Raw genomic sequence first — 14,026 nt, 5'->3', positions numbered from 1 at the left:
GGCAGCCCGGTGCGCTGCTGGTGTCCTGCGGACCAGGGGCGCCCCCGCGCGGGCGCCAGTCGGCCTCGCCGGACAAACGCGCCCGCGGAAGGCCGATCGCCACAGCGCCGGCAACCGCTGCCACAACCAAGAAGAATCACCCCGGAGCACATCCGCAGAAAACTTGGCCGGACAACTCCCGCCCAGGCCGTTACCTCTTATCGCAATGGAGGCCGGGGCCATCGGCAACTCCGATGGGCCGACCGGACGCACCCGGCGGTCAGCAGCCCTTCGTGGACGGCGCGGAGCTCTGCGTGTACTGCCTGCGGGAGAGCCGCCGCCCGCCGCCGGAGGCAATGCGTACGGGTTCTTGGATGCCCTCACGCGACAGTGCCGCTGTACTGCTTCAGGGTGGGGCGGGTCCATTCATCGAACGTGGCGAAACCGGCGCAGGACTGCACGTCGTCATGGTGCGCGTACCACAGCGGCAGGTCACTGGCGCCGGTGTAGCCCCCGCAGATCGGGACCCACTGACTCTCGCTGGTGTGGACGCCGACGCTGTGGCCGGCGACCTTGCAGCCGTCCATGCACGCCTGGATCGTGCTGGCGTTGCAGGAGGTGCTGCTGCCCCAGTACGACCCCGGACCCTCCACGTCGAGCCAAATCATCCCGATTCTGACGTTGTTCTCCTTGATGTACTTGTCCACGAGGGCCACCGCCGTGTCGGGATCCGTCGCCCTGTCGGGCGGATCAGCTCGACGAGGCGGCGTCGGCCGGCTTTGCGTAGTGCGGCCGGGGAGCCGTGGCGTTCAAGGAGCCAGGTGACGGCCTGGTGGTCGAGGCGGGGGCCCAGGAAGCGTTCGAGGCTGGGGTGGAACTGGGTGAGCAGGCCGCGTATCCGGTTGGAGGCCTGCCAGGACTCGCGATGCGCCGGATCGCCGACCTGTATCCCGGCGAGGCGAAGACCGACGCAGACGACCCGCGGCTTCGGCTCGCTGTCGGGCAGCTGCTTGTTGAAGACCACCTGTTCCTGGCGGACGGAACCGTCGTCGGGCGGGCACTGATCCAGTTCGGCGACACCGCCGACGGCTTCACCTCCAACCTCACCGTCTACTTCCCCGTCACCTGCCCGGACGAGGTCCTGGACCACCACCTGCGGCACTACGCCGTCGAGTTCCGGAACTGGATCGTCGCGGCTGCGGCCGCCCGCGCCTAAATGCCACGGTCGGGGTGAATCCGCGTCCGTCGTCGGTGACCGGCACCGTCCGTACCCGGGTGGCCGGATGGTCCGCCGGGTGGGCGATCCCATGGACGAGGCGGTAGAACGTGGCCCGTGACGGCATCGCCACGGCGCCCCTGTGCCGGTCCTCGAGGAGCCGCGCGACCAGCGGCATGAGCCCCTTCACGGTGCCCTTGGAGCGCCCCCGCTGTCCGCGCAGTACTTCCCTGACCGCGGCCACGACCCGCTCGTCCTGGCGCCCGCCACCGCTTCGCCCCCGTGTGGAGCGGTGGTCCACCAGCCCCCACAGCTCCTGTTTGCGGTACGCCAGGCGCATCTTCTGCACCGTCCTGTCCGACACCCGCCCAAAGCCCAGCGCCGTCAGCTCAGCGGCTTTGGCGCGTTCACGCTCGGCCAGCGTCCACTTCTGCGGGTCGTACTCGGCCCGCATCACCCGCCGCTGCCCGGTTCGCCGGGCAAGCCGCACTTGAAGCTTCCCTTTGATCGTGGACACCTGGAGACTGGGATCTTGAGGTACCAGAGGAAGTAGCACCAGGTGGTTCAGTACTCCAGTCTGGTTTCGTGGCCTATCCAGCAGGTTCGTCGAGAGACCGCCGTCTGTAGTGGCCGCGCCGGGCTGTTGCCTGGTGGCGTCTGCGCCAGATGGACCAGTGCAGCAGCCTGGCTGCGGTCGCGGCTGGCGGGGCGAAGACCGCGGTGAGCAGATGGCGGATCTCAGGGACGGTCAGGGAGATCGGGTCGCTGTCCTGAGTCGGGAAGTTCCGGCCAGCGGGTCGGCCGGGGGCCGCGTCGGCGGCGACGGCGGTCAGGAAGGCCAGGGCGAGCATGGCGAGCGCACCGTCCTCAGAGGCAGGCGCAGCGCCCCGGTCCCGGACGCGGGCAGACTACGCACATGCAGCTCCCCGCCGAAGCCGTAGCCACCACTGTGTTGCTGGAGGTCGTAAGGATCTCCGAACTCCCGACAAAGGGGGGCGCCCCGTATCCCGGCAAGGCGGGCGCCCACTTGATCGGGAGCGAGGCAGCCGGCGTCCTGGCCCTGATCGAGAGCCTGCCCGGCAGCGAGCAGCACCGCTGCGGCTTCTCGCCGGGCTGGAGCGTCCGGGCGTACGCGGACACTCTCGACCTGGCGCTGTTCGAGGCGGCGTTCTGCTTCAGCTGCCATGAGGTCCGCATGCATGGAACCGCCGTGCCACCCGCACTGGCCACGCAGTTCTTCTACGCGGGCGCCCCGCAGGCGCACGCCCTCCTGACCCTCTTCCGCGAGGCAGCCCCGTAGCCGGTCGACCCCAGTCACAACACCTGAATCGGTGACCTGCGAAGTCCGGGTCCAGCCCTGCCCGCACCGGTGATCCCGACGAACCTTCAGAGCTGCATGCTGGCGCGTTGCCTCAGGGGCATCGACAGCGATCCAGACTGGAAGCGGAGGGTTGGATCTTCACGGGACATCCCTTAGTTTGTTGCTCGATTTCAGCACACATCTCATGAGGAGCAGACAGAGTGCGTACATCCCGGATCGCCACCGTCCTGGGCGGCATGGCCGCCGCCACCCTGCTAACGATCGGTCAGGCCGCCGCTGTCACCGTCGAGGTCGACGTGGCCGGCGACACCCAGTGGCCCGCGGGGACAAGCCCCTCCGCGTGCGCGTCGGCTGACCGGGCCCAGGGCTGCTTCGCTCACGTGGGGGACTGGTTCAGCATCCTGGACAGGCAGTCCGACGGACACTCCGCCGTGATCGTCTGGCGGATGGTTGACAGCCAATCCGTAGTGACGCGTCAAGGCACCATATGGAACAACGGTGGTGCGGACTGGTGGCGCTACCAGAACAAGAACCTCACCGAGTACGACAGCGTGGAATTCAAGGTGTGCGCAGGCGAGTGGTCCAGCAAGGCAATCGTCAACGGGACCTGTAGCGGATACGTGCACGCGGAGATATGAGAGCTCCCCGCCCTGAGCGCCGCCCGAGGAGGGGAGTGCCGAGCCCTTGGACGCGGTGACGCCGTGGCCCCTCCATCGGTCAGTCAGGCCGGAAGAGGCATAGTCGCCGAGGCATGCCTGGGCTAAGCCCGCAGCACCTCGCCTGGGCCGGCCCGCCGACTGGCGTGTTGGACAGCTGTACTGCCAGGCGTACGGACGTCCGGTCAGGCAGATCCGCGTCCCATGACCTCCGTGGCAACGACCTCGCCTCCCCGAGCCGCAGAAGCTGTCCGACTGGTCAAGCGACCCGGCGGGGCGGGCCGTTGCGGCCGGCGGGGGACCACCCGGATTTCTCACCGGCTGGTCGAGGAGCACAGCGTCGACGCCTCCTACCAGATGGTCCGGCGCTACGTCTCCGACCGGAAGCGCGTTGCGATCGCCTCCGACGAGTCCCTCGGCACAACGCACATGTTCCGGCGAACCTGTGCCAGGCGCTGCCGAGACTTCACGAGTTCGGGGAGGCGGGCGGGGGTGGCCGTGTCTCGTCCAGTGCCAGCTGGGCATGGACGTGGGTGCTGTCCTGGTGCGTGGTGAGTCTTGCGTCGTTGTGGCGTAAAGCGGCCAGGGCGGCGGCGTTGTCGGCCGTGGTTTCGGCGATCACAGCACGCGCACCGGCGTTCGCGGCCTCGTCGAGGAGCTTTCGGAGGGTGGCGGTGCCGATTCCGCTTCCGCGCTCGGAACGGGCAAGCCACATGCCTGTTTCGAGGACATCGTGGCTGCCGTGGTAGGCCAGCCGCGCTGATCCCACGATTCTTCCGTCGTTGCTGATCGCGAATGTGCACTCGTGGAGTGGACCGGTAAGTCCTGGTTGGCGAGCCCGATGCCAGGCCAGAAAGGCTTCCTGCCGCTTCGTCGTCCAACCTGGTGGGCCCGCCACGGGTGGCATGACCTCGACGGGCTCCGCGTCGTTGACGGCCACCAAGAGAAGTTCTTGGAGGATCTCTTCGTCCACTCGACGCAGATGCACGCGCCTGATCAATGTGAGTTCCCCTCTGCTCCATGATCCGAGCCGTTACCCAGACCGTGTGACATGAGTCTTCGATCATCATGTTCGGCACGTGATCTCGCCAGCGGTTTTCGAGTGACTTGGGAGTCGGCCTGGATCGACATGGTCGGCGAGATAGATCATGGTGGCTTCGGGGTCCGTGCCGGACGCTGCGGCGACGAGTTCGGGGTCCATGGCGTTGACCAGGTCCAGTAGTCGAGTGCAGCGGATCATGCGGGGCGGGAAGCCGCAGTCGTCGAGAATGTGGCTGACTCAGCCGGTGTACGCCGGTCCCTGGCCGACCTTCGCCTGGCGGGTGACCAGGACGTGGCTGTTGTCGGTCCGCTGGGCTTCGCGGTGAGCTCACCCACAGTGAGAAGACGTTCAGCCGTGCTCAACTTCTCGCGGCCGTCGGCAACGCGCTGGCGTACGGCCTGGACGGCACGCCCGGCCGTCTGGACGAGCTCGCCGACGACATCCTTGACTTGGCCGGACACGCGGTTCGCGTGCCCGACTACGGGTCCACCGTCATGACGTCGACCGCCCGGTACACGACCCGGGACACGCTGGATGCGGAGGCGTGCGTCAGGAATCAGGCGCTCATCCGCCACGGCGAGGACTGGGTAATGGTGACCGCCGACCAGGCCGCCGCAGCGATCGGCGTCTTCCAGGCCGCGGTCGGCTACCACCTGTCCGACGAGCAGTGCGCGGCGGTGAGCCGGCTACTCATCGGCGAGCACGGCATCGACACGGTCGTCGGTCCCGCCGGAGCGAGCAGGGACGCGTTGACGCAGGCGTGCCGGATCGGGTGGGATGCCGCCGGTAGGACATCGCGGACGGTCGAGCGCGTGGCCAGACCCGGGGGCAGCGCGAGATGGCGCCCGTCGTCCTTCTGCTCGACCGCGCCGACGCACAGCTCGCCGGCGCGCTCACCGAGCGGGCCCGCGAAACCGCCGCGGCCGAGGTCGCGACCCAGGCCGACGAGTACCTGCGCATCCTGGCGGCCGCCGACGGCAAGGGTTGGATCGCCTTGCGCCTGGCGGGCACGTCCCGCACGGAGCACCGGCAACTCACCCTCAAAGCCACCCAGGAACGCGCTACGGCATTGAGCGAGGCCGCCGAAGCGCGGGCCGCGGCCTTCCGTGCGGCTGAGGCGGCATGGAGCATGATCCGCAGCAGCCCGTACGCCACGGGGCTCGGCGCCATCGAGCTCCAGGCCCCGGACGTCGACGCCCAAGCCATCCGACTCACCGAGATGCGCGGGACGATGGTGCCCGCCCGCATCCAGCAGATCGACACAGGCGACGAGCGGCGTGCCTCCCGCGCCCACGGCCAGGCGGCCGCCGCCCGGGGGAAGGCCGCCGGACACCGGGCTGTCGTCGCCGTCGCACGTGCCGAGCAGGCACTGCGCGTCCGGATCGCTGAGCACCATCCGTCGTTGCACCGGTCGGAGACCCGGGCGCGGGCGGAGTTCCGCCAGGCGCACGAGACCGGCGGTGCTCGTGTCGAGGCCGGCGGGACACCCGGATACCGGCCGCTTTCACCGGGCCGGACAGGACCCTCCCGGGGCGGGATGGACGGCCCGGTCTGACCGCAGATGGCGACGAGCCGGGGCTGACTGCGAACGCGGCCTGGTCGGCTATGGCGGTAGCGCGTCACAGATCGGGCGAGGGCGGCCGGGAGATCGGCCGAACCCGATCCGCGGTCCGGCCCGAGCGGCTAACTTGTGGTCTCCGGTCGGTACTGGGGGAGGTCGTTGTGGAGAAGCACCGGTTGGGTGTGGTCCTCGTGCACGGAATCCGGTCCAAGCCCGCCATGTGGGATCCGCTCACCGAGCTGATCGCGGCCGATCCCGGCCTGGACTTCGTCCAGCCCCTGCCCTTCTCCTACTCCACCGGTTTGAAGCGCATCAGTCCGACCCGGACCTTCCCCAGTTTCGACACGGCTGCGGACAGCCTCAAGGAGTACCTGGACACCGAAGGTGAACCCTTCTCCCGCCTGATGCTCGTCGCCCACAGCCAGGGCGGTCTGATCGTCCAGCGCTACCTCACCCGGATGCTCACCGGAGGCCGTGGGCGTGAACTCGCGCGGATCAGGCGGATCGTCCTGCTCGCCTGCCCGACCAGTGGTTCCGAGATCTTCCTGTCCCTGCGCCGGAGCGTCCTCGGGTCACGCCACCCGCAGGAGCGCCAACTGCGCCCGTTGGACGGCACCGTCAACGACACCGTGCGACAGGTGATGAGTGACGTGGTCCACGCGCGCGCGGTCACCGATCGCACCTGTCCCATTCCCTTCTCCGTCTACGCCGGGGAGAGCGACAACATCGTGCCGGCTCCTTCCGCGCAGCACGCCTTCCCCGATGCCCGGGCGCTGCCCGGAGATCACTCCACCATCGCTCGGCCCACCTCCCCGGAGCACCGGACGTACACCACCCTGCGGCGCCTGATGATCAGTGCGGGGGACAGCGACCCGCCGGAGGTACCGCGTGCGATCCCCTCCTTCCCGGTCGGTGACCACGTCCACGAGGCGTCCGCGCTGGGCGTCCACCCGGCCATCCACTCCGCCGTGTCCACTCCTGGTCTGGAGCCCCTGCCGCGCTACCTCGACCGCGCGCACGACCTGGCGCTTCGGTCTCTCGTGCGGGAGGCGGCAGAGGGCCGCAACCGGTTCGGCGTTCTGGTCGGCGGTTCCTCGACCGGCAAGACGCGTGCGTGCTTCGAGGCGCTTTCCCTCCTCGACCCGTCCTGGAGGGTGTGGCACCCTCCGAGCGCCCACGAACTGGTCGAGGGGCTGACCGCACAGCACCCCCTCTCTCGTACGGTGCTGTGGCTCAACGAGACGCAGCGCTACCTCACCAATGCGGACGACGACCCCGCCGCGCGCGCCCTGCACGCCCTGCTGAACGATGCGGGCCGTGGCCCGGTCCTGGTGCTGGGCACCCTGTGGCCGGAGCATCTCAGGGACCTCACCCACCACGACAACCCTGCCGAGCGTCTGCTCGAAGACCGCCAGATACCCATCGAGGACGTCGGCTTCCGCAGCGTGCCCGCAGCCATGGTCGAGGCGGCCACGGCACGCGATCCGCGCCTGGCCGAGGCGATCGCCGCCAGTCCGGACGAGGCCACGCAATATCTGGCCGGCGGCCGGGAACTGCTGGCCCGTTACCAGGGTGGTCCGGAGATCCGCGCCCTGATCGACGCGGCTGTCGACACCGCCCGGCTCGGCTACTCCGACGATGTCACCCAGCCGTTCCTGTCGGCCGCCGCATGGGCACTGCTGCCCGAGTCCTACAAACGGACCAGAGGCAGCCGATGGTCCGAAACATGGCTGATCCAGGCTCTCGCTGACGCGGGCGAGCCGTGCAGGGGTGTTCCGGGCCCGTTGACCACCCTGGTGACCGGCCCGGAACAGCGGCGGGCGGACGGAGACACCTACCGGCTGGCGGACTACCTACGCCAGCAGATCTCGCGCCGGCACGTACTGGACTGCCCACCGGACACCTGGTGGGAAGCCGCCGTCACCCACCTTCCGTCCCCGGCCGGCCTGCAGGCGCTCGCCAAGGCCGCGAAGAAGCGAGCCCGTTACCGTCTGAGTGCCGATCTGGCACGGCGAGCACTGGGTGCCGACCCCTGCGCGCCGGTGCACGAACTGCTCGTCTCGCTGCACTGGCGGGCCGGGCACCTCGCCGACGCCGAGGCGGCCGCGAACCAGGCGCTGGAACTGGGAAACACCCACCCCGCCCTGCTCCTGGCGCAGCGGCTGAACTCAGCCGGCAAGCCTCGGGAGGCGGCCGGCTGGCAGCGGAGGGCGGCGGAGTCGGTCGACTCCGCCGACGCATGGGCCGCGCTCGCCACGACGCTGCTGGATCTCGGCGATGTCGAGGACGCAGTCCGCGCGGGCCGGCGCATCGGTGACTGGCAGCTGGGCAACTTCGCCTACGCGCTGAGTAGCGGTGGACACTCGGCCGAGGCCCTGCTCTTCGCCCGCGGGCTCGCGGCTGAGGGGAACTGCGAGGTCATCCTCGCCGAGGCCGGACGGCTGGCGGAGCAGGACCGCCTCCAGGACGCCATCGACCTGCTGGAGGGGACGGAACGCCTCGGCGCTCCCGGGGCCTACGAGGACCTGATGTTCCTCTACGAGGAGGCAGGGGACTCCCGACGAGCGGAGGAGGCGGGCTGTCGCGCGGTCTCCGAACACGGCTACGGCAAGGCACTGCGGCGCTTGTGCGCGCACCGCGAAGAGGCGGGCGACCAGGTCGGAGCCGCCCGGGCCCTGCTGGCCCTGGGGTCGTGTCCGGACCAGGAGGAGTACCTCGTCTCAGCGGCCGGTGGCTTCTGGGAGGCCGGCGATCTCGAGTCGGCGTCGTCCGCCGCCGACCAGGCGATCGCTTGCGGCCGCCCGGACGGCTGGGTACTGCTCGCGCTCATAGCCCGGACCGCGGGCGACAGCGAGGGACAGGAGCACGCCATCGGCCGAGCCGTGCGGTCCGAGGATGGCGAGACCTGGCAACTGCTCGGTGCCTTCTATGCGGAGTACGAGGACGATGTGCGTTCGGCGGCGGCCGCGTACCGCCGAGCAGCAGAGCTGGGTCAGCATGACGCCTGGAAGGATCTTGCGAAACTCTGGCACGACGCCGGGGATCCCGCCCGCCGGGACCAGGCCGTCACCGACGCCGTCGCCGGCGGACACGTCAAGTGTCTGTGGGGGCTGCCTGAGTACTACGACTCCACCGGCGACTCGGCGGCCGCCCGTACCCAGGCGTTGCTCGCCGCAGAACAGGGCGACGAAGGCCCCGGCTTCTACCTGGCCCACCGCTGGTACCGCCAAGGGCGTGTCGATGATGCCCTGACGCTAGCGCTGGCGATGTTGCGGTACGGGCAGTCACAGACCATCGGCGCACTGAAGCGGAAGCTGTGGGAGGGCGGGGATGCCGCCCGCCTGGTCGATGCCCTGGAGGGGCAGCCGGCCGGTGACGTGGGGCCGGCTCCGAGGGGCGACAGCTACCTGCTTGCAGCGTACGCGGCCACCGGAGCGACCGAGCAGTTCCGGCACGGCGCAGAGGCTGAAGAAGCTCCGCCCGTCTTGCTGAGTGCCGCACGTATGTGCGAGGAGCGCGGACTTCGCGCCGAAGCGCTCACGTTGTACGAGCGCGCCCGGGACCTGGGGAGCGTGCAGGCACTGCTCGCCTTGGCCCGCCTGCACAGCCGGACGGCCACCGCGACCGCTCTGCTGCATCGAGCAGTTGACGCCGGGGCCGAGGGAGCTGTCGGTCTCCTCGTCACCCACTACGAGACCATCGGCGACCGTGGCGCGGCCGAGCGCCTGCGGTGCTACGGCATCGAGGCGGGCTCGCCTGCGACGCCGTGGTGACTCGGCGGGCAGCACAGCATGCCGGGCAGGGAGAACCGGACGGTGCCAGCCAGGGGTGCAGCGCGCCGCCCGCTCGCCATTTTCTGTCGGCTACCAGGGTTGTTTCATGGACAGGCCTCCTTCACTAGGCGGTGTGCAAGGTGGAGCAGATCTGCCAGGTGGAGTACCCGTCCGCCGAAGCCTGGGAGGGGGACATGGAGCGGCTGGGTCCAGCGGGCCGGGATGGAGTCCAGCCCGTAGTACGCGCCCGCGAGGCCTCCGGTCACCGCGGCGACGGTGTCCGTGTCACCGCCGAGGTTGATCGCCGCGCGTATCGCGTCCTCGAAGCTAGTGGTGGTGCGCAGGGCCCAGACGGCGGAGCCCAGGCAGGGCCAGACGGCGCCGTTGAACTCTGTGGCCCGCTCGGGGTGCCAGTCGGGCGCGAGGACGGTGGCGTAGCGGCCGCGGTGGTCGGGGTGGACAAGGGCCAAGACATCGGGCAGCGCGGCAAGGGGATCGGTGTCCTCGAAGGTGAGGCGGATGAGTTCGTGGAAGATCGCGGTGCCCTCCCAGGCCGCGCGGTCACCATGGGTGAGTGCGGCGATCCGGCGGGCCGCGTCCATGGTGGCTTCCTGGCCGGCGGCAGCGAAGTGGACCGCGGAGGTCGATGCCCGCATCAAGGAGCCGTTTCCCGCCGCTCGCTGGTTGACCTGGAAATGGATCGCGGCGGCGAGGTCCCAGGGCATGCCGTTGGTCAGGACGTCTTCGGTCTGCAAGCCGATGTCCTTCGGCTCTGACGCCGCCCACCGCTGGAAACGGGCGAAGATGTCCGGCAGATCGAGTCCGCCCCGCTCCAGCAGCGACTCCGCGACCAGGACGGCCATCTGCGTGTCGTCGGTCGCCTCGCCTGGATCCCAGCCACCGCCTCCGCACATCTCACCGTCGGCACCAGGCACGGGAAACCGCGCGGAGAACGCTCCCTTGGGGCCGAACTCGAAGGGGGCGCCCAGGGCGTCGCCCACCGCTGAGCCGACGATCGCACCGGCGGTCCGCTGCATCCGCTTCATCATCGACGCAGGCTATCTGTGCCGCGCGGCCCTGTGCGGGCCTGCGGTTGCAAACGCGGGCCTGGGGTCGGCGAATGCGGGTCTGCTGCTGGCAGACACGGTGTACCAGGTCCAGCGCGGGCTTGGACGACAACACCCTGCTCGCCGCCTACGGGATCGGCGCGGCCACCTCAGTCGGCGGTGCGGTGTTGCTGGCAGCTCCGGCCGCGGCGGTGCTCTCCGGACGCGGGTGGGCGACCCGTACCGACAGCATTCCCAGCACAGTCCTCACGTCCCTGGTGCGGGGACCCGACGCGGCGTACGACCCGGCGCCGCCCAGCTGGCTGTTCTACGTACTGACCGTCGTACTGGTCCTGGGCGTGCTCCTCCTGGTCGTGAAAGCCGTCAGCCTCTTCGACCGCGGCGGCCGGACCGGTGGCGCCCAATGGGGCGGAGTCAAGGTGGAGCGGAGGCTGCAGGCGCCCCAGGACCCGGTCCGGCGCGCCAACCGGATCACAGCAGGACGCGGGATGCGCACCAAGAAGATCGTGGCCGCGCAGCCCAACATCAGCGCCACCGTGTTCGGTGTGCCCGGGTCCTCGAAGACAACCGGTCTGGTGCTGCCGAACGCCGCCGAGTGGCAGGGACCTCTGGTCGTGACGACGACCAAGGCCGCCGACCTCGACATCATCTACGCGCGCCGTCGCTGCTTCGGGCCGGTCTGGGTCATCGCCCCGGCGGGCATCCCCGGCCGGCCCACCCAGAGGTGGTCGCCGGTCGACTACTGCACCGACGCGAAGGCCGCCGACCGGATGGCGTCGTGGATGGCAGAGGCATCCTCCTCCGGTGACAACAAGCGCGCCGCGCCGTGGGTCGACCAGGCCAAGAGCGTCCTCAAGGGCGTTCTGCTGGCCTCCAACCTGTCCGGCGGGGGAGTGGTGGCGATGCGCCGGTGGCTCGGCCTGGGCAAGGACGCCCTCGACCATGTCCGTGCCGTCCTGCTGCAGCACGGCTACAACGAGGTCGCCGACGACTACGCCTCTCCCTGGCTACGGCTCCACGAGGACGGCATCGGCTCGATCCAGTTCACCCTCAACGTGCTCGCCCGCGTCTACGCCGACGAGGAGGTCCGCGAGACGTGTGTCGGCACGGACTTCACCGTCGAAGACCTGCTGGACCGGAACGGCACCGTCTGCCTGATCGCCTCCGAGGCCGACGCCGAGCGCTTCGCCCCGCTGCTGACCTCGATCATCGCCTCGATCATCCACGGCGCCGAGGTCCGCTACAACAGCACGGGCAAGCCCCTCGACCCGTCGCTGGGCGTGATGGTCGACGAGGCCGGCAACATGCTGCGCTACCCGAGGCTGCCGAACATCCTGACCACTGGCCGCGGCATGGGCATCGACGTCCTGACGGTCTGGCACGACCTTTCCCAGCTGCGGGACCGTCTCGGTACCCAGAAGGCCAACACGGTGCTCTCCGCGAGCGGCCTGCGGATGCTGCTGCCCGGCTGCGGAGACCTCGAGACGCTTCGCTACTTCTCCGGCCTGTACGGACGGACCGAGGTGATGAGGACCTCCCACGGCCGATCGCGCGGCGAGTACTCCACGAACACCTCAGCCACCGAGACTGACCTCGCTCCGGTGCATTCCCTGCAACAGCTGCCGGACTTCACCGCGATCGCGCAGTACTCGAATCAGCCGCCCATCAAGGTCAGAATGCGGCTCACCTTCCGCGACAAGAACCTCAAGAGGCTGCTGGCCGCCCCTGCGTCTCCCGTAGGGAGGGCCGGTTCCGACGAGCCGGACGCGCATCGGAAAAGCAGGCGCCCATGGTTGATCGGGTGAGGGGCGGGGCGGCGCAGAGGGGCGCGGCGACGCCCTGCCTGGAGGCGGCCGACGCATGCGTGCCACTGCCCAGCGGTGTCGGCATGAACCTGCGAGGCCCGCCTGCTGGTCCGACCGGCGCGGCAGCGCCTGCAGCATCGCGCCGCGCGCCCTTCGGATCACCGGACCGCACCGCACCGTCGCAACCTTCGGGAAGCGCTGACCAGAAAGCAGGCACCACTCGTGCCAGATCTCGCCAACCCGGCCTCACTGTGGCCGACTATGGCGTCAGAGATGCAGTCCGAGCCGCAGCGGTGGGTATGGGCGGCCATGGAGCCGGACGACAGGCAAGAGCGTCTTCGAGAAACTTGCATCCTGGGTTGACTGGTTACGCCCCACCTTCGAGCTGCACAACAGCATCCCTCCATGCTGGTACCGCCACCCTCCGGTCGTGGAGCACCTGACAGCCCTGTACGCCGGATGGATCCGTACGTACGCGGGCGAGCAAGCCCCGGGCCGGGAGCTGGCCGAGGCCGACTGGATCAACACCTTGCACGCTTTCACCCCACGCCTGCAGCTGGCAGCGTGCGCCACCGGCACGCATCAGGCTCCGCCGGCCGCACCCCCGGTGCCTCCTGGGGCCGAGTACGACTTCGACGGTTACCTGGACTCCTCAGAGGCCATGAACGGCCCTGCGGCCCATCCGGCCGCAGCCGAAATGCTTCGCCAGGCCTACGGCGCAGAGTTGCCGACATGAGCCCAGTTCGTGGCTGCTGCCCACGTATCCCTGTGCGCCTTCTCGATACCCCACTGGCCGTTGGAATTTGTCAGGATATAGGAAAGAAAAGCGTTTCGCCGGAATTGGCGAAAGTTATGCGCAAGGGCCATCCCGAATGACAAACTCGCAGTTCAGAAAGAGTGCTCCCCGCGCCCGCGGGGATGGTCCCTGCTCGGTGAGGGCGGGCCACAGGTTGCGGGTGTGCTCCCCGCGCCCGCGGGGATGGTCCCAAGATTAAGAGGCCGCGCAGATAGGCACGATGGGGGCCCCGGTAGCAAAGCAGGCACAGGTCTTGGCGATCATGGGCATTCCATTGGGCCGCGTCCTGGCCGGAGCCAACCGGCACGACTCCCCGCTGCTCGCACTAACCCTGGACCGCCTGGAGGACCTGGCACCGCTGCCATGATGATCTCCCCGCACAGTGCGTACGGACCCGGCGGCTGGACCTGGTGCAGCCCCCCCGCTGACCGCTGGTACTGGGACGGCATGCGCAAGGGCAGGTGGAAGAAGAGCGGCAGGGGGACAAGGCACTACGTACGGCCGTCGACGTGCCCGGCAACTCGCCGATGACCTCAGCCGTCCACGCATTCCCCGCAGCGAGCCGAACCGCGCACTGGTGGAAGCATTCGCGGTTCGGCCCGCTGGATGAGGGGACAGCAGTAGGTCAACACCCGCTCAGCGCCGGGCTTCCTTCCAATTTTGAAAGGAACCGCTTGATTTAGAATTCATCTCATTTGGCGAGTCTGCGGAAGCGGATGAGGGTGCAGGCGATGCTGGTGAAGGCGAGGAAGTGGTCGGCTTTGCGTTCGTAGCGTCGGTGGAGGCGGCGGCAGCCGGCGAGCCAGGCCA

The 14,026-nt window shown here is 69.3% G+C and carries 10 protein-coding genes and 3 pseudogenes; 7 read left to right on the top strand and 6 right to left on the bottom strand.

Annotated elements, in window-relative coordinates; translation table 11 throughout:
• Positions 1–359: 359 nt before the first annotated feature.
• The 3 genes and pseudogenes from ABZ371_RS18740 to ABZ371_RS18730 form a co-directional block, all read right to left on the bottom strand.
• Positions 360–686 (bottom strand): hypothetical protein, encoded by a 327-nt coding sequence (locus ABZ371_RS18740; RefSeq protein WP_358680603.1) that lies wholly within the window; start codon positions 684–686, stop codon positions 360–362.
• A 35-nt stretch (positions 687–721) separates the two neighbouring features.
• Positions 722–901: pseudogene (locus tag ABZ371_RS18735) on the bottom strand (IS110 family transposase); the annotation flags it as partial.
• An 884-nt stretch (positions 902–1,785) separates the two neighbouring features.
• Positions 1,786–2,046: a hypothetical protein gene (locus ABZ371_RS18730; RefSeq protein WP_358680600.1), complete on the bottom strand. Its 261-nt coding sequence runs from the start codon at positions 2,044–2,046 to the stop codon at positions 1,786–1,788.
• 65 nt (positions 2,047–2,111) lie between these two features.
• Here ABZ371_RS18730 and ABZ371_RS18725 point away from each other — a divergent pair, with 65 nt between their 5' ends.
• Together ABZ371_RS18725 and ABZ371_RS18720 are read left to right on the top strand one after the other, a co-directional pair.
• Positions 2,112–2,495 carry a hypothetical protein gene (locus ABZ371_RS18725; RefSeq protein WP_358680598.1) on the top strand — a complete coding sequence of 128 codons (384 nt, stop codon included), beginning with the start codon at positions 2,112–2,114 and terminating at the stop codon, positions 2,493–2,495.
• Positions 2,496–2,716: 221 nt separating this feature from the next.
• Positions 2,717–3,154 (top strand): hypothetical protein, encoded by a 438-nt coding sequence (locus ABZ371_RS18720; protein ID WP_358680595.1) that lies wholly within the window; start codon positions 2,717–2,719, stop codon positions 3,152–3,154.
• Between the two features lie 484 nt (positions 3,155–3,638).
• On the opposite strand, the gene ABZ371_RS18715 is transcribed toward ABZ371_RS18720, so the two are convergent.
• Positions 3,639–4,160: a GNAT family N-acetyltransferase gene (locus ABZ371_RS18715; protein ID WP_358680592.1), complete on the bottom strand. Its 522-nt coding sequence runs from the start codon at positions 4,158–4,160 to the stop codon at positions 3,639–3,641.
• A gap of 892 nt (positions 4,161–5,052) precedes the next feature.
• Here ABZ371_RS18715 and ABZ371_RS18710 point away from each other — a divergent pair.
• Complete coding sequence (locus tag ABZ371_RS18710) at positions 5,053–5,769, top strand: hypothetical protein (protein ID WP_358680589.1); 717 nt, start codon at positions 5,053–5,055, stop codon at positions 5,767–5,769.
• A 167-nt stretch (positions 5,770–5,936) separates the two neighbouring features.
• Positions 5,937–9,548: a hypothetical protein gene (locus ABZ371_RS18705; RefSeq protein ID WP_358680586.1), complete on the top strand. Its 3,612-nt coding sequence runs from the start codon at positions 5,937–5,939 to the stop codon at positions 9,546–9,548.
• A 104-nt stretch (positions 9,549–9,652) separates the two neighbouring features.
• Here the strand turns inward: ABZ371_RS18705 and ABZ371_RS18700 are convergent, their stop codons facing one another.
• Positions 9,653–10,594: an ADP-ribosylglycohydrolase family protein gene (locus ABZ371_RS18700; RefSeq protein WP_358680606.1), complete on the bottom strand. Its 942-nt coding sequence runs from the start codon at positions 10,592–10,594 to the stop codon at positions 9,653–9,655.
• Between the two features lie 122 nt (positions 10,595–10,716).
• On the opposite strand from ABZ371_RS18700, the gene ABZ371_RS18695 reads away from it, so the two are divergent.
• From ABZ371_RS18695 to ABZ371_RS18685, 3 genes and pseudogenes are all read left to right on the top strand, one after another.
• On the top strand, positions 10,717–12,420 hold the full coding sequence (locus ABZ371_RS18695) for a type IV secretory system conjugative DNA transfer family protein (RefSeq protein WP_358680583.1): 1,704 nt from the start codon (positions 10,717–10,719) through the stop codon (positions 12,418–12,420).
• Positions 12,421–12,850: 430 nt separating this feature from the next.
• Complete coding sequence (locus ABZ371_RS18690) at positions 12,851–13,156, top strand: hypothetical protein (RefSeq protein WP_358680581.1); 306 nt, start codon at positions 12,851–12,853, stop codon at positions 13,154–13,156.
• Between the two features lie 325 nt (positions 13,157–13,481).
• A pseudogene (locus ABZ371_RS18685) lies at positions 13,482–13,580 on the top strand (IS5/IS1182 family transposase); the annotation flags it as partial.
• A 327-nt stretch (positions 13,581–13,907) separates the two neighbouring features.
• On the opposite strand, the pseudogene ABZ371_RS18680 reads toward ABZ371_RS18685, so the two are convergent.
• Positions 13,908–14,026: pseudogene (locus ABZ371_RS18680) on the bottom strand (IS5/IS1182 family transposase); the annotation flags it as partial.

Source organism: Streptomyces sp. NPDC005899 (assembly GCF_040629645.1).
GTDB lineage: Bacteria > Actinomycetota > Actinomycetes > Streptomycetales > Streptomycetaceae > Streptomyces.
This window is presented reverse-complemented; position numbering and strand designations above follow the sequence as displayed.